22 protein-coding genes are annotated in these 18,472 nt (G+C 70.3%); 11 read left to right on the top strand and 11 right to left on the bottom strand.

The features are described from left to right. Nucleotides 1-130: 130 nt before the first annotated feature. Complete coding sequence (locus BLQ49_RS08835) at nt 131-1,735, bottom strand: TolC family outer membrane protein (protein ID WP_208859026.1); 1,605 nt, start codon at nt 1,733-1,735, stop codon at nt 131-133. A 680-nt stretch (nt 1,736-2,415) separates the two neighbouring features. Between BLQ49_RS08835 and BLQ49_RS08830 the strand changes: the two genes are divergently transcribed. Further along, nucleotides 2,416-2,913 carry a thermonuclease family protein gene (locus BLQ49_RS08830; RefSeq protein WP_091715072.1) on the top strand — a complete coding sequence of 166 codons (498 nt, stop codon included), beginning with the start codon at nt 2,416-2,418 and terminating at the stop codon, nt 2,911-2,913. 6 nt (nt 2,914-2,919) lie between these two features. Here the strand turns inward: BLQ49_RS08830 and BLQ49_RS08825 are convergent, their stop codons facing one another. Then, nucleotides 2,920-4,041, bottom strand: a complete 1,122-nt coding sequence (locus tag BLQ49_RS08825) for an AI-2E family transporter (protein ID WP_091715071.1) — start codon at nt 4,039-4,041, stop codon at nt 2,920-2,922. 301 nt (nt 4,042-4,342) lie between these two features. Between BLQ49_RS08825 and BLQ49_RS08820 the strand changes: the two genes are divergently transcribed. The 6 genes from BLQ49_RS08820 (at nt 4,343) to BLQ49_RS08795 (ending at nt 7,549) form a co-directional block, all read left to right on the top strand. Beyond that, nucleotides 4,343-4,651: an acyl carrier protein gene (locus BLQ49_RS08820; RefSeq protein WP_091715069.1), complete on the top strand. Its 309-nt coding sequence runs from the start codon at nt 4,343-4,345 to the stop codon at nt 4,649-4,651. 24 nt (nt 4,652-4,675) lie between these two features. Next, nucleotides 4,676-5,143, top strand: coding sequence for a 3-hydroxyacyl-ACP dehydratase FabZ family protein (locus tag BLQ49_RS08815; protein WP_091715068.1), 468 nt, complete (start codon nt 4,676-4,678; stop codon nt 5,141-5,143). Further along, nucleotides 5,140-6,267 carry a beta-ketoacyl-ACP synthase gene (locus tag BLQ49_RS08810; RefSeq protein ID WP_091715066.1) on the top strand — a complete coding sequence of 376 codons (1,128 nt, stop codon included), beginning with the start codon at nt 5,140-5,142 and terminating at the stop codon, nt 6,265-6,267. Before BLQ49_RS08815 ends, BLQ49_RS08810 begins: the two co-directional genes overlap by 4 nt. A 358-nt stretch (nt 6,268-6,625) precedes the next feature. Further along, nucleotides 6,626-6,835, top strand: coding sequence for a cold-shock protein (locus BLQ49_RS08805; protein WP_091715064.1), 210 nt, complete (start codon nt 6,626-6,628; stop codon nt 6,833-6,835). A gap of 108 nt (nt 6,836-6,943) precedes the next feature. After that, the gene (locus tag BLQ49_RS08800) at nt 6,944-7,312 is read left to right on the top strand and encodes a DUF6481 family protein (protein ID WP_091715063.1); all 369 of its coding nucleotides are present in this window, start codon (nt 6,944-6,946) and stop codon (nt 7,310-7,312) included. A 36-nt stretch (nt 7,313-7,348) separates the two neighbouring features. Further along, on the top strand, nt 7,349-7,549 hold the full coding sequence (locus tag BLQ49_RS08795; protein WP_091715061.1) for a hypothetical protein: 201 nt from the start codon (nt 7,349-7,351) through the stop codon (nt 7,547-7,549). 51 nt (nt 7,550-7,600) lie between these two features. On the opposite strand, the gene BLQ49_RS08790 is transcribed toward BLQ49_RS08795, so the two are convergent. Next, a complete protein-coding gene (locus BLQ49_RS08790) occupies nt 7,601-8,083 on the bottom strand; it encodes a GNAT family N-acetyltransferase (protein ID WP_091715060.1) in 483 nt (160 codons plus the stop codon). Nucleotides 8,084-8,085: 2 nt separating this feature from the next. After that, nucleotides 8,086-8,853, bottom strand: coding sequence for an NAD kinase (locus BLQ49_RS08785; protein ID WP_091715058.1), 768 nt, complete (start codon nt 8,851-8,853; stop codon nt 8,086-8,088). A gap of 145 nt (nt 8,854-8,998) precedes the next feature. On the opposite strand from BLQ49_RS08785, the gene cutA reads away from it, so the two are divergent. Together cutA and BLQ49_RS08775 are read left to right on the top strand one after the other, a co-directional pair. Then, nucleotides 8,999-9,343, top strand: coding sequence for a divalent-cation tolerance protein CutA (gene cutA / locus BLQ49_RS08780; RefSeq protein WP_091715056.1), 345 nt, complete (start codon nt 8,999-9,001; stop codon nt 9,341-9,343). 122 nt (nt 9,344-9,465) lie between these two features. Further along, nucleotides 9,466-10,038 (top strand): cupin domain-containing protein, encoded by a 573-nt coding sequence (locus tag BLQ49_RS08775; RefSeq protein WP_244507510.1) that lies wholly within the window; start codon nt 9,466-9,468, stop codon nt 10,036-10,038. Nucleotides 10,039-10,068: 30 nt separating this feature from the next. Here BLQ49_RS08775 and BLQ49_RS08770 read toward each other — a convergent pair whose 3' ends face one another. From BLQ49_RS08770 to BLQ49_RS08755, 4 genes are all read right to left on the bottom strand, one after another. Then, the gene (locus BLQ49_RS08770; protein WP_091715054.1) at nt 10,069-11,205 is read right to left on the bottom strand and encodes a glycosyltransferase; all 1,137 of its coding nucleotides are present in this window, start codon (nt 11,203-11,205) and stop codon (nt 10,069-10,071) included. Nucleotides 11,206-11,272: 67 nt separating this feature from the next. Beyond that, on the bottom strand, nt 11,273-12,031 hold the full coding sequence (locus BLQ49_RS08765; RefSeq protein ID WP_091715052.1) for a lysophospholipid acyltransferase family protein: 759 nt from the start codon (nt 12,029-12,031) through the stop codon (nt 11,273-11,275). 236 nt (nt 12,032-12,267) lie between these two features. Next, nucleotides 12,268-13,797, bottom strand: coding sequence for a phytoene desaturase family protein (locus tag BLQ49_RS08760; protein ID WP_091715051.1), 1,530 nt, complete (start codon nt 13,795-13,797; stop codon nt 12,268-12,270). Nucleotides 13,798-13,898: 101 nt separating this feature from the next. Continuing rightward, a complete protein-coding gene (locus BLQ49_RS08755; RefSeq protein WP_091715049.1) occupies nt 13,899-14,741 on the bottom strand; it encodes a type 1 glutamine amidotransferase in 843 nt (280 codons plus the stop codon). Between the two features lie 305 nt (nt 14,742-15,046). Between BLQ49_RS08755 and BLQ49_RS08750 the strand changes: the two genes are divergently transcribed. Beyond that, complete coding sequence (locus BLQ49_RS08750; RefSeq protein ID WP_091715047.1) at nt 15,047-15,349, top strand: hypothetical protein; 303 nt, start codon at nt 15,047-15,049, stop codon at nt 15,347-15,349. A 50-nt stretch (nt 15,350-15,399) separates the two neighbouring features. Then, the gene (locus BLQ49_RS08745; protein WP_091715046.1) at nt 15,400-15,876 is read left to right on the top strand and encodes a cache domain-containing protein; all 477 of its coding nucleotides are present in this window, start codon (nt 15,400-15,402) and stop codon (nt 15,874-15,876) included. A gap of 10 nt (nt 15,877-15,886) precedes the next feature. On the opposite strand, the gene BLQ49_RS08740 is transcribed toward BLQ49_RS08745, so the two are convergent. The 3 genes from BLQ49_RS08740 to BLQ49_RS08730 are packed head-to-tail and all read right to left on the bottom strand — an operon-like array spanning nt 15,887 to nt 18,455. Further along, nucleotides 15,887-17,095, bottom strand: coding sequence for an ABC transporter permease (locus BLQ49_RS08740; protein ID WP_091715155.1), 1,209 nt, complete (start codon nt 17,093-17,095; stop codon nt 15,887-15,889). Further along, nucleotides 17,092-18,069: an ABC transporter ATP-binding protein gene (locus BLQ49_RS08735; protein ID WP_091715044.1), complete on the bottom strand. Its 978-nt coding sequence runs from the start codon at nt 18,067-18,069 to the stop codon at nt 17,092-17,094. The genes BLQ49_RS08740 and BLQ49_RS08735 overlap by 4 nt, the downstream gene beginning before the upstream one ends. 5 nt (nt 18,070-18,074) lie before the next feature. Beyond that, nucleotides 18,075-18,455: a DUF2141 domain-containing protein gene (locus BLQ49_RS08730; RefSeq protein ID WP_091715043.1), complete on the bottom strand. Its 381-nt coding sequence runs from the start codon at nt 18,453-18,455 to the stop codon at nt 18,075-18,077. Between the last annotated feature and the right edge of the window lie 17 nt (nt 18,456-18,472).

Here is an 18,472-nt window from a genome sequence, read left to right as displayed (position 1 = left end):
TGCACTCATCGGCAGGCGCACTCGGCATGGGAGACTGGAACGTGACCCGACCGGGTCGATGTTCAATCAGTATTCCATGCCGTTTCGTTGCGGCAAGCGCGCTTTCACCACACTCCCCGTGGAAAAGGCGTCAGCGGCCATCCGGGGTGCGCAGGCCGAACCACAGATCCTTGACCTGATCGTAGTGCACCTTAGCGCTGTAGTATTCGACCGGCAGCGCGGTGAACCGGGCGGTGAGCTGTCCGATCGCCTGGACCACGCCGTAGGAGTAGATCACCCGGTCACGCTGGGCGACGATGAGGTTCACGCGGGAGTTCAACAGTTCCTGCTGCGCGTTGAGTACGTCGAGGGTGGTGCGCTGACCGACGCGCGCTTCCTCGCGCACGCCGTTCAGCGCAACTTCGTTGGCCTGGACCTGCGCCTGAGCCGCGATGACCTGGGCCTTCGCGGCTTCCAGGCGGCCCCAGAAATCGACGATCTGCGCCCGGACCTGATCGCGGACCTGATCGACCAGGATACGGCTCTGGCCGACCGTCTCCTTGGCCTGGCGGATCTGGGCGTAGGTCTGTCCGCCCTCGTAGATCGGGATGTTGAGCCGGCCGCCGACGAAGCCGACGAAATAGGCTTGGTTCGGGCCGGTCTGATCGTAGACTTGGCTCAACGAGCCCTGAACGCTCAGGTTCGGGGCGAGCTGCCCCTCGAGAACCTTGACCTGCGCCTCCGCGGCGTCGACGGCGTGGATGGCCGAGACGATCTGCGGATGCTCCCGGAGGCCGACCGCGATGGCCGCATCCAGTGAGGCCGGCACGAACCGGTCCAGGGGCCGGCCGGGGGCGAGCTGGCGCGGCTCGACGCCGATATTCTGCCTGTAGATGCCGATGCTGGTGCGCAGCGCCGATTCGGCCGCGCTGACCTGCGAGCGCGCGCCGGCGAGCCGCGCCTCGGCCTGGGCGACGTCGGTCCGGGTCACCTCGCCGACGTTGAAACGGTCGCGAGTCTGCCGGAGCTGCTCTTCGAGAACCTCGACGTTGTTCCGGTTCAGCTCCAGCGTGGCGGTGTTGCTGAGCACGTTCATATACGCCTGAACGGCGTTGTAGAGGACGGTCAGCTCCGTGTAGCGCAGGGTCTCGCGCTGGCTGTAGACGTTCGATTCGGCGCGCCGCGTCAGGTTGTCGGTCTGGAAGCCGTTGAAGATCGTCTGCGAGACGGTCAGGCTCGCCGAGCTCGGGAGGTAAGTCGACCGGACCGTCCGGTTCGAGGTGATCGTCTGGGCCGTGGTTGCCGTAGAAGAGGTCGCAACGCCGCCGCCGGCGCCCGATGTGCCGCTCGCTCCGGACGAGGACGTGCCGGCGGATCCGATCCCGGTGGTACCGATACCCGTAGTGCCCGTCGATGTCCCGAGTCCGGTTGACGTCCCGAGGCTCGCTCCCACGCCGGACGTTCCGCCGAGTGAGGTCCCGGTGGTCGCCGTCGTCGCGCCCGTGCTCGCGGCGCCGGCTTCGGAGGCCACCGTGCTTGAGCTGCGGGTCTGGAGAAACTGAACGCCGATGGAGGCGCCGACATTGACCTGCGGCCGGTACCCGGATTGGGCGATGGCCACGTTCTCATCGATCGCGCGCACGCCGGCGCGGCTGGCATTGAGGCTTGGATTGCCCTGATAGGCCTTTGCGAGAGCGCTCTCCAGTGTCTCGGCGCTGGCCGGGGCCGCAACCGAGATCGCGAGTCCGGACGCCATCATTCCGAGTGTGCGGAACGTGGAGCGACTCACTGGTGGACGTCGTGTCACGTTGAACAAGCCCTTCCGGCCTTTTCCGATCCGAGTCTGTGAGACGAAAACAGCCAAGGTTTGCCGTTCCGTTAGGATCCGATCAAGCCCACCCCACCGTCACGCTTAGCGCAAATCCGGTCCTTTGGCTTGAGCGGGCTGGCCGGTGGAATCGGAATGTGCGGGCTTGGGGCATTAAGGTGACACATCGCCGGCCTGCTCGGCGGCCGGCTTCGTGGTCTCGATCCGGTGTCCTCGGTCCAGCTCCCGGCCTGTCGAGGCTGGCGCGCGGGGCTACGACACCGGGGTTTCGGTCCGGATCGTCATGCCCCAGACGTGCCTCGCATTGATCGCGAGCCCCCCGCGCCAGTCGCGCGATACGCTCGAGACGGCGGACCTAGCGAAGGCCCCGGTTCCAGTCCTGCACCGCCGCCCACTCTCCCGCAACCGGTGCCGATCGTGCCCAGGGGATGCGTGTAGCGTAGACAGGCGACCCGTGGCGAGACGGATTTTCCGACGCGCTCTGAGCGTTCGCCTGATCGCGCTTCCCTAAGCCTCAGGCGCCTTGGCAAAATCGCCATATTGATCCGACAGGGTCCCGCTACCGCAGGCGCCCGCTACCGACCCCCTGCGCCCTGGACACCAATCCGATGATCAGACCGACGCTCGCCCTGCTCCTCCTCTGTGGACCTGCCGCCGCGGCGGGAACGATCAGCGGTCCGGCGACCGTGATCGACGGCGACACGATCGAGGTCCAGGGAACCCGCATCCACCTCTACGGCATCGACGCGCCCGAGACGGCACAGAGCTGCGAGACCGCGAAGGGCCTGGAATACCGCTGTGGTCGCGAGGCGGCGCACGCCCTGCGCGCACGGATCGGCAGCGCTCCGGTCACCTGCGAGAAGCATGGGCCGGTGGCCGGGGGGCGCCTCGTCGGCCTCTGCCAGGTTCACGGGGAGGACCTGTCCGCCTGGATGGCCGCCCAGGGCCTCGCACTGGCCAGCCGCCAGGTGACGACGGCCTACGTGGCGCAGGAGGGGCACGCCTGGGCGACCCGACGCGGGATCTGGGCCGGCACCTTCGAGAAGCCGGCCGATTGGCGCCATGACCGGCGCCGGGTCGAGGCCTCGGCCGGCGCGGACGAGTAGGGCCGCTCAGACCTTTTCGTCGTGGCCCTGGGTGAACTCCCTCCAGAGGAGCACCAGGGCCGCCATCACGGCCGGGCCGACGAACAGGCCGAGCAGTCCGAAGGTCTCGACGCCGCCGAGGATACCGAGCAGCACCCAGAGGAACGGCAGCTTCGTGGTGCCGCCGATCAGGGCCGGACGCACGAAGTGGTCGGCCACGAAGGTCACGACGAGGCCGGCCGCCGCCACCACGAGGGCCGCCTTCGTCGCGCCCGCCGCCACCAGCAGCAGCGCCGCGATGGCGATGGCGATGGCCGCGCCGAACGGGATCATCGCCGCCACCGCCGTGAAAGCGCCGAGCAGCACCGGGTGCGGCACGCCCGCGAAGTAGTAGACGATGCCAAGCAGGACGCCCTCGCCGAGGCCGACGAGGACGAGGCCGTCCACGGTGCCGTGGATCGAGGCCACCATCTGGCGGGCGACGCGCTCGCCCCGCGGCCCAAACAACTTTTGGCAGGCGGTCAGCGACTGGTCCCGCACCGTGCGCCAGTCGCGGAACAGGAAGAACAGGGCCACGAGGCTGAAGCCGAACAGCACGATCCGCCGGACGATCTCCCGCCCGAGATCGCGGGAGGTGCCGATCACCGAGTGGTTCTCGAACCGGTGCAGCAGGTCCGTGCCCGCCTGCGCGTGGTTGAGATTTTCGTTCCACCACGCGGTTGCCTGCGCGGCGCCGTAGGGCAGGTGCTGGAGGAATTCGGGCGCCGGGATGCCGTTGGCCTCGGCATTGCGCACGAAATCGGCCACGTCGTGGGCCTCTCGGGCCGCCTGGACGCCGAGGACCGCCAGCGGTGCCAGAAAGACCAGGGCCACGGCCGCGGTCATCAGCGAGGGCAGCAGGAGATTGTGTTTGCCGGGCGGGAAGCGGCGCTCCAGCTTGTTGTAGAGCGGGAACAGGGCGATCGCCAAAACTACCGCCCAGGCGAGAGCCGGCAGGAACCGGTGCAGGATCCACAGACCGAGCGCCGAGAGCGCCAGGACAAGCAGGACGCGCGCCGCTCCCTGCGAACGGGCCTGCTCGTGCGGTGGGAGCGGCGGCGCCTCCGCGATCCGCGCTGGCGGGCGCGCGGGCTTGGTGATCGGTGGCATCCGTCTTCATCTCCTGCGAACGCGGCCGGCATCCCGCCCTTCAGCTAGGGCCGGTGGGGCGGAAGCGGTACGACTGCCCGCAGGAGCAGCGACGCCCGCCTGTGGACAAGCCCTGAAACGTCGCTCGGCCCGCCAAGGTTGCCGCCTCTGACACCCTCGTGTAGAGGTCGCCGCCATCCGACGGGGCCGCGTATGAGGCCCGTAGACGCTGAGGGTGGTCGCGCGGGGCGTGCCGGGGCTGTCCGGTGGCGAGGGGGCTCCCGCCCGACCGATCCGGAATCCGTCCAGCCCGCGAGAAGACATGTCCGACGAGCCCGCCCACGGTAGCGCCACCTTCGAGCGCGTGGCCGACATCATAGCCGAGACCGCCGACATCCCGCGGGAGAAGATCACCCCGGAGAGTCACGCCATCGACGACCTCGGCATCGACAGCCTCGCCTTCCTCGATATCGCCTTCGCGGTCGATAAGGCCTTCGGGATCAAGCTGCCGCTGGAGCGCTGGACCCAGGAGGTCAACGAGGGCAAGGTCCCGGCCGAGCAGTATTTCGTGCTCAAGAACCTGTGCGCGCGCATCGACGCCCTGGTGGCCCAGAAGGCTGCCAAGGTCTGACGCGCCCCAGCTGATCGTCCCGCCATGCGCCTCGAATATTTCGAGATGATCGACTCCGTGCGGCTCCTCGACAGGGCCGCTGGCCGGATCGAGGCGCTCGCCCGGGTGCCGATGGAAAGCCCGGTCTTCGAGGGGCACTTCCCCGGACATCCCCTGGTGCCGGGCGTGCTCCTGACCGAGACCATGGCGCAGGCCTCCGGCTATCTCGTGCTCGCCCATCTCGACTTCACCCGGATGCCGTTCCTCACCGGGGTCGACAGGGCGCGGTTCCGCTCCTTCGTCGGACCGGGGGCGGAGCTCACCGTGACCGCGAGCCTGGAGCATGACGGATCGGGCTACGCGGTGACCAAGGCCGCGATCAGCCATGACGGCAAAGCGCTCTGCGATGCGGAGCTGCGCTTCCGTACCATGCCGTTCCCGGACGGGCTCGATGCGCCCATGCGGGAACGCGCCCGGGCGATCGGCTTGTTCCCCGATCCGGTGCGGTCGTGAATCGTCCTGTCGTCGTCACCGGCCTCGGCCTCGTCTCCTGCGTTGGCGAGGGCGTCGAACCGCATCTCGCGGCCCTGGATTCCGGGGCGGCTCCAAGGACCGATACCGAGACCTTTGCGCCCTATCCGGTGCACCCGGCCCCCGCGATCGCCTGGGACGGCCAGATCCCCAAGCGCAGCGACCAGCGCCAGATGGAGGCTTGGCAGCGGCTCGGCGTCTACGCCGCGGGCCTTGCCCTCGACGCTGCGGGCGCGAAGGATGACGCCGAACTGAAGCAGGCGCTCCACCTCGTCGTGGCGGCGGGCGGCGGCGAGCGCGACTACGCGGCCGACGGGGCGATCCTGACGGGCCTGCGCGACGCCCCCGACCCGGGCGCCTACCTGAACGAGCGGCTCCAGAACGATCTGCGCCCGACGCTGTTCCTCGCCCAGCTCTCGAACCTGCTGGCTGGTAACATCGCCATCGTGCACGGGGTGACGGCGGCCTCGCGGACCTTCATGGGCGAGGAGGCCGCCGGGGTCGACGCCCTGCGGATCGCCCAGGCGCGGGTGGCGTCGGGCCAGATCGACGCGATCCTGGTCGGCGGCTCGTACAGCGCCGAGCGGCCGGACGTGCTGGTGATCCACGCCATGGGCGGCTTCCTCGCCCGGGACGCATACCGGCCGGTCTTCGCGCGTGGAGACTCGGGCGGGTTCATCCTCGGCAGTTGCGCGGCCTTCCTGATGCTCGAATCCGAGGCTCATGCTGCTGCCCGCGGGGCCCGCGCGCTGGCCCGGATCGACGCGGTGGCGAGTGACCGCACCCGGCGTGCTCCGGGCAGCGTCGCGGCGAGCCTTGAGAATTTGTGGCGTCAAACTGGACTCTCGGCACCCGACCACATCCTGTCCGGCGCAACCGGCGGCGCACCGATCACCGGCGAAGAGCGGGACGCTCTGACCCGGCTCGCGCCCGATGCCCGTCTGCGCGCCGTCGGCGACGTGGTCGGCCATGGGCTCGAAGTGGCAGCGCCGTTCGGGGCGGCACTGGCCGCAGCCCTCGTGGCCGAAGGCCGCGCCCGCGAGGTCGCAGTGACGGCGGTGGGGCATCGCCGCGGCGAAGGCGTCCTGCGCATCGCTCCGGCCTGAGCCGCGGCAGCCCCTGGGCCCTCCAAATATCGGAGCGGGCACACAGATTTCACGTGCCATCGCGGTGGTAGATTCCGCGCGGCCTCCGCTCAGATGGCTCTTTCGGTGCCGATCATCGGGGTCTTCGGATCTCAAATCCCGATGCTACAGCGACGCTGAGCGTCAGAAATATTTCTCTGCGCTTGCCAAAAAACCGCAGTCGGTCTATTTCTACGGGATCGGCACGTGTCCGGATATCTTGGACCGTTACGCCTTCGCAGGGCGGTTCTGACTTTCCTATCGCTATCGGTCGATGCCGGCGCCAATCCGCACAGATTGGTGCCACCTCTCACTATGCCTGCGAAGATCAAGGACTTCCATGAGCACCGGAACCGTCAAGTGGTTCAACGAGACCAAGGGCTACGGCTTCATTCAGCCGGATGACGGCGGCAAGGACGTGTTCGTCCACATTTCCGCTGTCGAGCGCGCCGGCCTGCGCAATCTGGCCGAGGGCCAGAAGGTCTCCTACGAGCTGGAGACCGACCGTCGCAGCGGCAAGCAGTCCGCTGGCCAGCTCCAGACGGCCTGATCTCGTCTCGAACGTCTCTTGTCGAAGCCGCTCCCTCGGGGGGCGGCTTCTTCGCATTCGAAATCTTTCGGGGCGCCGGCCTTCGCCACGCCCGACCCAGGAGTGTCTGTGAGCTTTCCGAACAAACAGGGTGTCGTCGATCGCCTGGAGACCGCCGCCAAGGCGCGCTCCGAGATGCTGGCCCGGTTCCGGGCGCGCCCGTCCGCCGATGATCCGGCGGTTCTCGCCCGCCAATCCGCCCGCCGCGCCGTCGTGGATGCGCGCGAAGCCCGTGCGGCTGAGCGTGCCGCCCAGCGCCAGGCCGAGATCGAACGCGCCGCCGCAGCGGCCGAGGCCGAGCGCCTCGCCGAGATCGAGCGCAAGCATGCCGAGCAGCTCGCCGCTCAGGAGCGGGCCAAGGCCCTCCAGGCCGAGCAGAAGGCCCAGCGCGACGCGCGCTACCTCGCCCGCAAGGCCAAGGCTCAGAAGAAGCGCTGAGGCACCGTCTCATCGCCCCTGTCGCAGGAGCCCACCATGTCCCACAAGTTCAAGGTCGGCCAGCGTGTCAGCCGGCCTCGACTCGGGCTTCCCGGCGACCGGGGGACGGACGAGGTGTTCGAGGTGCTGCGGCTGATGCCGGAGGACCAGACGGGCGAGCCGAGCTACCGGATCCGCACGCAGGGTGGCGAGCGGGCCATCCGCGAGAGCGACTTGGTGGCGGCGCCGCAATCCTGAGCGGGGGCTGCCGCACGCGATTTCCGGGATCGGGCAGGGGTGGCCCCGGTCTCAGAGTGTCCGGAACATCACCAGGGCATCGACACATCCGTGGATCGGATGCCGGAAGGCGCCCGGGAGCCGTCCGACGACCGCGAAGCCGAGGCTTTCCCAGAGCCGTATGGCCCGGACGTTGGTAATCACCACGAAATTGAATTGCATCGCGGCGAAACCGCAGGCTCGGGCGCGATCGAGGGCGTGCGCAGCCATGGACCTGGCGACCCCACGGCCCGACGCGGCCCTGTCCGTCATGAAGCCGCAATTGGCGACGTGGGCACCGCCGCCGCCTTGATTGGCGCGTAGATAGTAGGTGCCGATCACAATCCCTTCCTGTTCGGCCACGTAGGTCTCGCGGTCGGCGCCCATCCAATAGGCGAGGGCGTCGACCTCGCTGAGGCCGCGATCCAGGGCGTAGGTCTCCCCGGCGCGGATGGTCGGCAGGACGATCCGGGCGATCGCCGCGTGATCGGCCTCCGCGGCGCGCCTGATCTGCACAATCACCCGAACTGCTCGCGCAGGATGCGCTCGTCGAGGCTGTGGCCGGGATCGTGCAGCAGCACCAGCTCGGTGGTGCGGTCGAGCGACGTCTCTACCGTGCAGACCCGGCGGAACTCGGTGTGGTCGGCCACCGCCGCCACGGGGCGATGGGGGGCGTCGAGCACGTCTATCCGGATCTTCGCGTAATCCGGCAGGAGCGCGCCGCGCCAGCGCCGGGGTCGGAAGGCCGAGATCGGGGTGAGCGCCAGGAGCTTGGCGTCCAGCGGCAGGATCGGGCCGCCCACCGAGAGGTTGTAGGCAGTCGAGCCGGCCGCCGTTGCGACCAGCACGCCGTCGGCGATCAGCAGGTCGAGCCGGACATGCCCGTCCACGGCGATCTTCAGCTTGGCGGTCTGATGCGTCTGGCGCAGCAGGTACACCTCGTTGATCGCCCGCGCCCGGTGCGAGCGGCCTTCCGTGTCGAGCACGTCCATCACGAGCGGGTGGATGACGCTGCGCTGCGCGGCCTCCAAGTGCTCCAGCAGGTCGTCGTCCCGGAACTCGTTCATCAGGAAGCCGACCGTGCCGCGGTTCATCCCGTAGATCGGCTTCGGATTGTCCATGAACCGGTGCAGCACCTGCAGCATCAACCCGTCGCCGCCGAGCGCCACCACGACATCCGCCTCCTCGGGCGGGACGTGGTCGTAGCGGCGCATCAGGGCGGCGGCGGCCTCGCGAGCGTAGCCGGTCGGGCTCGCCACGAAGGCGATTTTTTTGGCGTTCGGCATGGGTCAGCTGAGGCCGGGCGGGCGCATCGGGATCGCGTCGGTCGTCATCACTCATGGCTCCAGTGCTGACGAGCGAACCGCCCGGTTGACGTCGGTGCCCCGCATGCCCCTCACTCGCCGGGACAGCGTGACCCGGAGCCATAGCATGGAGCGTCCGCTCCTCGTCTACACCACCTTTCCCGATGTGGCCTCGGCCCTCAACATCGGCGAGGCCCTCGTCCGCGAACGGCTGATCGCCTGCATCAACGTGCTGCCGGGCATGCGCTCGGTCTACAGCTGGAACGGCGCGATCGAGCGTGGCGAGGAGGTCGCTGCCATCCTCAAGACCCGCGAAGGACTGGCCGAGGCCCTGTCGGCCGCCCTGAAGGCGCGTCATCCCTACGACACGCCGATCATCCTGCAGCTGCCCGTCGCCGGCGCGGATGCCGACACGGCGGCCTGGATCCTCGCGGAAACCGGGCTGGAGCCCGAGACGCCCCCCGCGGCCTGAACCGGTGCGGCGCGGGCGCGCACCTGCCCGCGCCTTCGCGGGTGATCGCGTTGTCCTGCGTGCCTCGGGGGCGAGCGGAATGGGGGCTTGACGTGATGGCGGCATCGAAGAACGGAGCGTGCGTGGCGGCCCTCCTGATCGCGGCTCTCCCCGGCATCGACGGCGCCTGGGCAGCCGGAGACAATCCGGCACTGAGCGTGGTGCCGGCGCCGTCCGGTCCGGCGGGGCTCGCGACAGCCGATCCGCCCGTCCTACGCTACGGCGTGCTCTATGCCGACGCCGCCGGGCGCAGCCACGTCCAGTATTGCGACCTGAAGAATTTCGCCTTCAAGAGCTACGCGCCGCCTGCCCCGCCGCAATATGTCGGCGCGCCGCCCGGCGATGTGGCCTCGATGGCCTACGCGGTGCTCCCGGTCGGCTATGTCGGGCCTTGGCACGCCGCGCCCGGCCCGCAATGGGTGATCACCCTGTCGGGCCGCTGGTCGGTGGAGGCCACGGACGGCACCGTGATGGAGCAGGGCCCCGGCGAAATCCAGTTCAACGCCGATGCGGGATCGACGCCGCAGGGGCCGGATGGCCGGGCCGGTCACCTGACCCGGCAGGTCGGCCCCGCGCCGACCGTGCAGCTCATCGTTTCGGTGAAGCCGCAGTCGGGCGGAGCCGGCACCGAGCCCTGCCAGCCCGTACCGCGGTGACGACTGGGCGGGCCTGCGGATCGGGATGGCTCAGACTCCGCTCACCGGGTAGCTGCGCCCCTTCCAGGTGGCGGCGCCGGCGCGCTCCCGGCGCAGAAGCACGTTCCACTGGATTGCCAGCGCCACAGCGACCGCAATTGGGTGGAGCGGGATCGTCGCCAGCGGCGCCCGGACCGCCAAGGTGATGGCGGCCCGCGTCGCCAGCGACAGGGCGAGGGAAGCGGCGGCGGGGATCAGGGCGTCGGTCGGGACCAGGCCGAGCAGGCCGGCCAGGACGAGGAGCGACGGCAGCACCTGCCCGCACCCGAGCAGAAGGGTCCAAACCGGCAAGGCCCGCGGCGTCGCCATGCCTTCGTGGGCGTTCTTGGAGAAGCCCGCCCAGGCCTGCGCGAAGCCGCGATACATCCGGCAGGTGGCCAGCGGCGAGGCCGCAACCAAGTCCGTCCGGTAGCCCGCTGCCCGGAACAGGCGCGGCAGGCGGACGCCATCGTGCAGCGAGGTGCGGATCCCGCCATGGCCACCGGTGGCCGCGTAGGCGTCGGCCTCCATCAGAATGAGCTGCCCGCAGGCTGCCCCAAGCGACGGATCGGGCAGGCGGCGCATCAGCGGCACTGGCAGGTACCCGAGGAGCAGGAAGTCGATCATCGGCACGGTCAGCATCTCGCCGGGCGTGCCGAGATCCTGCCGGGGTACGCCGCTGACCAGGGCCGCGCCGGTGCGGCGGGCCTGCGCCGCCAGGGACGCGGCGCCCTCAGGCGCGAGGCGCACGTCGGCGTCGATGAACAGCAGGTGCGGCCCGCGGGCGAGATCGGCCATGTGGAAGCAGGCGTGATTCTTGCCCGTCCAGCCCTCGGGCAGCGACGGCACGGCGACGAGCCGCAGGCGCGGATCGCCGATGGCGCGCACGATCTCCGGGGTCGCGTCGGTGGAATGGTCGTCGCCGACGATCACCTCGACCGGCACCAGCGTGCTGGCGAGCGCCGCGCGGACGGTGGCTTCGATGTTGCCGGCCTCGTTGCGCGCCGGGATCAGAATCGAGACGAGGCCGGGATCCGCCTCCGGCTTCGGACGGCGCAGCACCGCGAGGTTCACCGCCACCAGTACCGCCGGGAGGAGGGCGAGGGCCAGACCGAGCAGGGCCAGGGCCGTCAGGATCGTGTCGGTCATAGTCCGTGCCGGAGGTGCGTCTTGTCCGGTCCCCGCATCGCACGGGGGCGGTGTGGAGTCGAAGCCCTCACGCGGCGTGATCCTGCCCGTCCGCAGCGCGGTGGGCCGGATCGAAGCGGCGGCCGGAGAGCCGGGCCGCGAGGCGCCGCCACAGGTCGTAGATGCCCCCGACACCCTTGCGGCCGGAGACCAGGGCGCGGAAGCGCTTCGGCTCGCGGCTGATCACGTCGGCGCTGAGCCGGTCCAGGGTCGCGGTCAGGTCGGCTTCCAACCGGGCGAGGCGCTGCGGCCGGGGCAGGGCGGCAAGGTCGGCGGCCGGGATGCCGGCTCCGAAGGCCGCGAAGGCCCCGGCGCCACGCTCGTCCCAGAAGGCGTATTCGACGGCCATCGGCACGAACAGGGCATCGGGGGCGATCTCGGCGAGCCGCGCCACGCCGGGGCGCAGCGCGAGGGGCCGCGCGCGGGCATCGGCGAAGCGGCCCTGCGCGGTGATCCAGAGCATCCCGTCCGGCGCCGCCAGGATCGTCCGGGCGGCCGCCAGGAACTGCGCGGCCCCCCGAGGGCTGTCGAGATCGACCCCGAAGGCGCCGATCCGCTCAAAAATCCGGTAGCGCGCCAGCATCGCGGCGTCGAACGGCGCGCGGCTCGGCCGCTCCGGATAGAGGCGCCCGGCCAGCACGATGATCAGGGCCGCATCCCACCAAGCCGGGTGGTTACAGTAGACCACAATGGGCCCGCGATGCCCGCGGTCGGGCGGCGTGCTCCAGTGCGGCAGCCGCAGCGCGTCGAGGTGACGGTGCAAGTAGCGCTCGAACCACGCCACCATGAAGCGGCGGATGGTTGGGGAGACGGTCGGGAGATGCGCGGCTCTCCCTCCCCCCTCCGCGAGGGAGGGTGACCCGCGCGTCAGCGAGGGTCGGGTGAGGGGAGCGCGATCTCCGGAAGGGGTGCGACCGGCATGAGGGGCTGAGCCCTGTTCTGCCACGTCGCGCTGCCCCTCTCCCGACCCCCTTCCGGGGCCTCCCTCCCCCGCAGAGGGGGGAGGGAGGGGCCTGGAGGATGTCACGCCGTCGCGCGCAGGGTGCCGCGCGCGTCCTGGTCGTGCGCATCGGCGGCAATCCAGCCGGACATCATCACCATCGGCATGCCGGGCCCCGGATGGGCGGCGCCGCCCGCGAGGTAGAGGCCGCGCACCTGCCGCGAGCGGTTGCCCGGCTTGAACGCCCCCATCACCCGCCCGTGCGAGGCCAGCCCGTAGATCGCGCCGTTCAGCACGTGATAGCGCTCGTGGATGTCCTGCGGCGTCAGGTGGCGCTCCACGACGATGCGCTCCTCCAGATCCGGCATGTTGGCGGTGCGCTTGAGCTTGTCGAGGATCGTCCGGCGATAGTTCTGGAACAAAGGCCCGTCCGGACGCCAGTCGTGGTGCGGGCGCAGATACGGCGTGTGGACCAGAACGTAGAGCGCCTCGCCACCCTCCGGCGCCACGCTCGGATCGGTGGAGGAGGGGGCCGCCAGATAGGCGGTCGGGTCCGGGGCCGGCTCGCCCTTGTTGTAGATGTAGTCGAACTCCTCCTCGGGATCGCGGGAGAAGACGAAGTCGTGGTGGTTCAGGTGCTCGTAGCGCTTGTTGAGCCCGAGATAGAGCACCACGCCCGAGCAGGCCGGCTCGGGGTTCTTCTTGGCGTAGGCCTTGGCGGCCTCGCCGCCGACGAGCTCGCGGTAGGTGCGCACCGAATCCATGTTGGAGATCACGGCGTCGAAGGGCGTAACGCCCTCGGCGGTGCGCACCCCGCGGACAGCGCCGTTTGCCGTCTCGATGCCCGTCACCTCGGTATCGGTCTTGCAGATGGCGCCGAGTTCCTGGGCGAGCTTGGCCAGCCCCTCGGCGACTGCCCGGGTGCCGCCCATCGGATACCAGACCCCATCGGCCGTCTGCATATGCGCGATGGCGCAGAGCACCGCCGGCGCGCCGTAGGGCGAGGAGCCGACATACTGCACGAAGTGGTCGAGCATCTGCGCGAGCCGGGCATCCTTGACCTTGCCGCGGATCGTCGAGGCCACGGAGGCGTGCATGCGCAGGGAGAGCACGTCGCGCAGCGTGCCGGGGTTCATGTTGGCCCGGATGTTGATCGTGTCGAACAGATCCTCGACCGGCTTCCAGAAGAAGAATTTTTCTGAGACGCCGTGCAGTTGCTCGGAGATGGAGAGGAATTTTTTATAACCCTCCCCGGTGCCGGGGGCGAACCGGTCCATGTCGCCCGCCATCCGCTCGACATCCTGCATCAGGTCGATGTGGGTGCCGTCATCGAAGAAGCAGCGCCATTGCGGATCGAGGCGGCGCAGGTCCATGTAGTCGTGGACCGAGCGGCCGGCCTCCGCGAAGATGCGCTCCAGCACCCGGGGCACGGTCAGGATGGTCGGGCCCATGTCGAAGCGGAAGCCGCCCTCGTGCAGCACCGCCGCCTTGCCGCCGAGCCAGCCGTTCTTGTCGTAGACCGTCACGCGGTGGCCCCGCGCGGCGGCGACGCACGCGGCCGCAAGTCCGCCGAGCCCGCTGCCGATGACGGCGACCGTGGAATCCTGGGTCATCCTGATGGGTCGCTCCCGGGGCCGTCGAACCGACCCGCCGTGGTGAAGCTAGATCCGGGGCCGGGCGGGTCAACGCGCCACCCGGTCGCGGCGCCGCCTGATCAGCCCGCGCCTGTGGACAGTTGGTTCAGAAAATTACCGATTTCCCGCCGGCGCAGCTCGGCTTCGAGCACCTCCGGACCGATCCCGTGGCGCCAGGCGAGGCGATGGGCCGACTCCGGGTCCGAACCCTGAAGGCCGGCGATCTCGTCCGCATAGGCGGCAACCGCTCCGGGATCCGCCGCGAAACCCGCCTCCACCACGGCGCTGTCACAGAGGCGCAGCATCGCGGCCAACTCGTCGAGGTCGAGTTCCGGGTGGTACTGCGTCCCCCAGAACCAGCCGGCGCCGTGCCGGATCTCGATCGCCTGGATGCCGAGCACTGGGTTGCCGGCGAGCACGCGGGCGCCCGGCGGCGGCTCCAACACCGCGTCCGAGTGGATCGCCGGTGCGTCCCAGGCGGCCGGGCGGCCGGCAAGCATCGGATGGGTCCGGCCCTCTTCGGTCGCGGTGATCGCCCGGGCGAAGCCGTATTCGGGGCCGCGCGGGTTCTCGGCGGCCCTGCCGCCCGCCACCGTGGCGGCGACCTGCACGCCCCAGCACGAGCCGAAGACCGGCCGGCCGGCCTCCAGGGCGGCGCGCATCAGATCGAGCTGCCGGGTCACCGCGGGCGTACCCTCGGAGACCTTGAGGGTCGATCCGGTGAAGATCAGGCCGTCGAAATCCTCGAGGCCCGCCGGCAGGTCGGCATCCGCATCGGCCGGGCTGACGAGGCGGCAGGCTGTTCCGGGGGCGAGATCCCGCACCACCGCGGCGTAGGATTCGGCCGAGGTGCGGCCCGTTGCGGCGACGTGCCGGTCGCGAGCCGCGCGTTCGTTGCCGTCGGCGATGAGCAGGCGGAGCATGGGATTCCTTCGTCAAGCGTAGCGGGACCGTGCCTGATCGGGGCGGTTCTGTCCGTGCGCCCCTGGTCGCAGGGCCGGCGCAGATCGTCGCGGATACCGATACGGCACAGGTGGAAGGCGTGCCCGCGGAAGCATCGGCGTCCCGATGCCCGGCAATCGCAACGCGCGAGATGGTCCGGCGATACGCACAGAAAGGTGATCGAGGTCGATCCACGATGCCCCCCAAACAGGTGATGTGCCCGAAGCAAACCTGACCGTATTCAAGAGGCGGTTGAATACTGAAACGCGATGCCGCGGAGGTTGCGATGCCGGATCTGGTGGAGATGGAACTCTACTGCCTGGAAGCCCGGGGATTGATCGCGCGTGCCGAGGACGCCGTCCAGCAACTGGGGGCGAACGGCGCCTGCGAGGGCCATCGCCTGATGGCGGCGCAGGGGCTCACGGCGATCCGACACCTCAACCGGATCATCGAGCTGCACCGCAATCGTCTCGCTTTCGCGGCGCTTCCAAACGCCGTGAGCCCGCCCACGCCGCCCAGGCGGACGTGGCTGGCCCTCCTGCGGCAACGCCTCACGAGCGGCGATCCGGTCCTGGAGACACGGGTCTGACGTATGACGCCATGAACGGAGACCGGATGTCGCTGCGGTGAGGCGAGGCCATGCTGAGAGCCCTGCTGATATGGCCGATGCTCCTGATCGGCGCGACGCTCCCTGCGTCCGGTAGGCGCGCGCTGCCGGTCCTCCATCAGGTCGCCGAGATCGAGATGCTGGTCAACCGGGCGGCCGAGGTGCTGGAGGAGCGCGGTGTCGGCGCCTTCGCCGAGTTCCGCCGGAAGGGCAGCGGATGGCGCTATGGGGACGTCTACCTGTTCGTCGTCGACATGCGGGGGATCGTGCTGTTCAACGCCGCCCATCCCGACCGCGAGGGGCGGGACCTGCTCCACGAGCGCGACGCGGACGGGAAGCGGTTTCATCAGGATTTCATCGACACGGTCGACCGGTTCGGGTCGGGCTGGGTCGATTACATGTTCCCCAAGCCGGGGCAGTCGGTCCCCACCGTCAAATGGAGCTACGTCTGCGCGGCGCAGGTGGCGGGTGCGCAGGCGCTGATCGGGGCCGGCGTGTACGTCGAGTAGCGGCGCCCGTTCAGGCCGTGCGCCGGGCCGCCAGCGCCAGGGCGAGGCCGAGCCCGGCGAGGGCCAGGGCTCCCAGCACAGCCAGCGCCGGTGCGGCGACCGCAAAGCCCTCGCCCAACGCATCCTGATAGGCGGTGATCGCCCAGGCATTCGGGGTGAGCCAGCCGGCCTGCTGCAGCCACGGCGGCATCAGGAACCGCGGCACCATCGAGCCGCCCACCGCCGAGAGGAGCAGCACCCCGAAGGTCGAGGCGAGGTGCGCCTGCTGGCGCGTGGCGGCAAGCGCGCAGGCGGCGAGCGCCAGCCCCGCCGCCATGGCAGAGACCAGCAGGCAGGTAACCAGGAAGGCCAGCCAATGCGGCCCGATCTCCACGCCGTAGAGCAGCCCGGCGGCCAGGAAGATCAGCCCCGCCTGCACGACACCCTGCAGCGTCAGGAACCCGAACTTCCCGAGGACCACCACCGGCAGGCCGCCCGGCCCCGCCATCAACCGCTCAGCGATGCCGGTCTCGCGTTCCTCGACCAGCGACATCGCCCCCTGCATGGCCGCAAAGAGCAGGAACACCGCGGTGATCGCGCCGGCATAGTAGCTGATCCGGGCGTTCGCCGTGCCGGCCGCCGTACTGCGCCGCTCGACCAGATCGGCGAAGCTGAATGGCTCCTTCTTGGCCCGCTGTTCGGCGAAGGCGTCGTCGAGGAAGCGGCGCTCATCCGGGCCGATCTTGCCGCTGCGCTCCACGTCGGCGACGATCCGCGACAGCACCACATCGGGCAAGGCCGCGTTCAGCACGCGCTGGAGCTGGCCGAGCGCAATCGGCGTCGCGAGCGCCTTGGCGGGGTTCTCCACCAGCACCACCGGCTGGTCGGCCGGGCCGGGTGCGCCGTCAGCGGGTGCCGCGATCAGGTCGCCTCGCAGGGCGAGCGCCACGTCGACCTCGCCCGAGCGTACCGCCTCGGCAACGCCGGCAAGGTCTTTGAGAGTCAGGCGCGTCACCCGCAGGGACGGATCGGCCGCCAGCGCGTCGGTGAGACGCTGCGTGGCGGCAGTCTGCGCGAGGTCGGCGAGCCCCAGGTGGATGCGAATCCGGTCGCCGGTCGCCCCGGAGAAGATCGCGGCGAAAATCGAAAACATCACGGTCGGCAGCACGAAGGCCATGACCAGGGCGGCGCGGTCGCGCAACAAACTGAGGGCCATCACGCGGAACGCGGCGCCGATCATCCGGCGATCCCCGGGCGCCACGTCTGGGGTTCGGTGTCGTTCACCTCGCGCGGCCGGAGCGCGTCGAGGTAAAGCGCCTCCAGCCGCGGGGCACGCACCCGCACTTCGGCAACCGGCACACCCTGGGCACGCAGGGCGCCGAGCAGGGCGGCGCCGTCCAGGCCGGCCCGCTCCACCGAGCGCCAGACGAGGCCCTCCGGCTCGGCGGCCGCGAATCCCGCCCGGCGCAAGGAGGCGGTGGCGGCTCCATCGGCCGGGGTCGTGAGGCTGAGTTCCCGTTCAGGCGCACCCGAGCGCAGCTGCGCCAGCAAGTCGGCGAGGCGGCCGGCGCGCACGATCCGTCCCTGCGCGAGGAAGATGACCTGCGAGGCCAGGCGCTCGGCTTCTGCGAAATCGTGGGTGGCGATCAGGATCGCGGTGCCGGCCGCCTTGAGCCGGTCGAGGACGGCGTGGATGGCGGCCCGAGCTGCGAGGTCGACGCCGCTGGTCGGCTCGTCGAGCAGGACGAGGCCCGGCCGGTTCATCAGGCTCGCCGCGATGTTGACCCGGCGCCGGTAGCCGCCCGACAGGGTTCCCACCGGGCGGCGCGCGACCTCGGCGATATTGGCCATCGTTAGGGCTGCGTCCACGGCCGCCTTCCGGTCGCGCCTTGCCACACCTGCGAGCTGTCCGAACACGCCCAGATTCTCGGCGACCGTCAGCTTCGGATAGAGGGCGATCTCCTGCGGGACCCAGCCGATGGCGCGTCGCGCGCTGCCCGCCCGGTGCGGATCCGCCCCGTCCACCCGCACCGACCCCGCGCTGGGGCCGAGCCGGCCCGCCACGAGGCGCATCAGCGAGGACTTGCCCGCCCCGTTCGGCCCGAGCAGCGCCAAGGTCTCGCCGGCTTCGAGATCGAGGTCGACGTGGCTCAGAACCCGTCGCCCGCCAAGGTCTAGGTCGACGCCCGCGATCCGGACCAGGGGATCGCCCATCCGCGTCACCGCCGCGGCAGCGCGCGGCCGAGGCGCACGCGGATGGAGCCGCCCGGCTCCCGCAGGCTGAAGGCGGCCTCGGCGAAGTCCGGTCGCGCCCGGCGTCCGGCGATCCCCGAGAAGCCGTAGGGTTCGAGCGGGAGGCCGAGGCCGGTGCGGTCGAGGCGGCCGTTGCCGTTCGCATCCTGATAGGCCGCCACCGCGTAGGTTCCGGCCGGTACCCCCTGGAAGGTGAACAGGACCCGGTTGGCGGAGGCCGGCGCCTCGTCGCCGCGGGCGCAGGCAGCCTCCGCAAGGCTTCCCTGGCATAGGGCAACCCGCAGGGGCCCGCCGCCGGGCTCGATTCCGTCGATCTCGACCTGCACGGTCGCGGCCGCTGCCGGCATGATGCCAAAGAGCGCGC

The organism is Methylobacterium phyllostachyos (assembly GCF_900103445.1).
Lineage (GTDB): Bacteria > Pseudomonadota > Alphaproteobacteria > Rhizobiales > Beijerinckiaceae > Methylobacterium > Methylobacterium phyllostachyos.
Note: the sequence above shows the minus strand (reverse complement) of the source record. Positions and strands in the feature narration are given on the sequence as shown.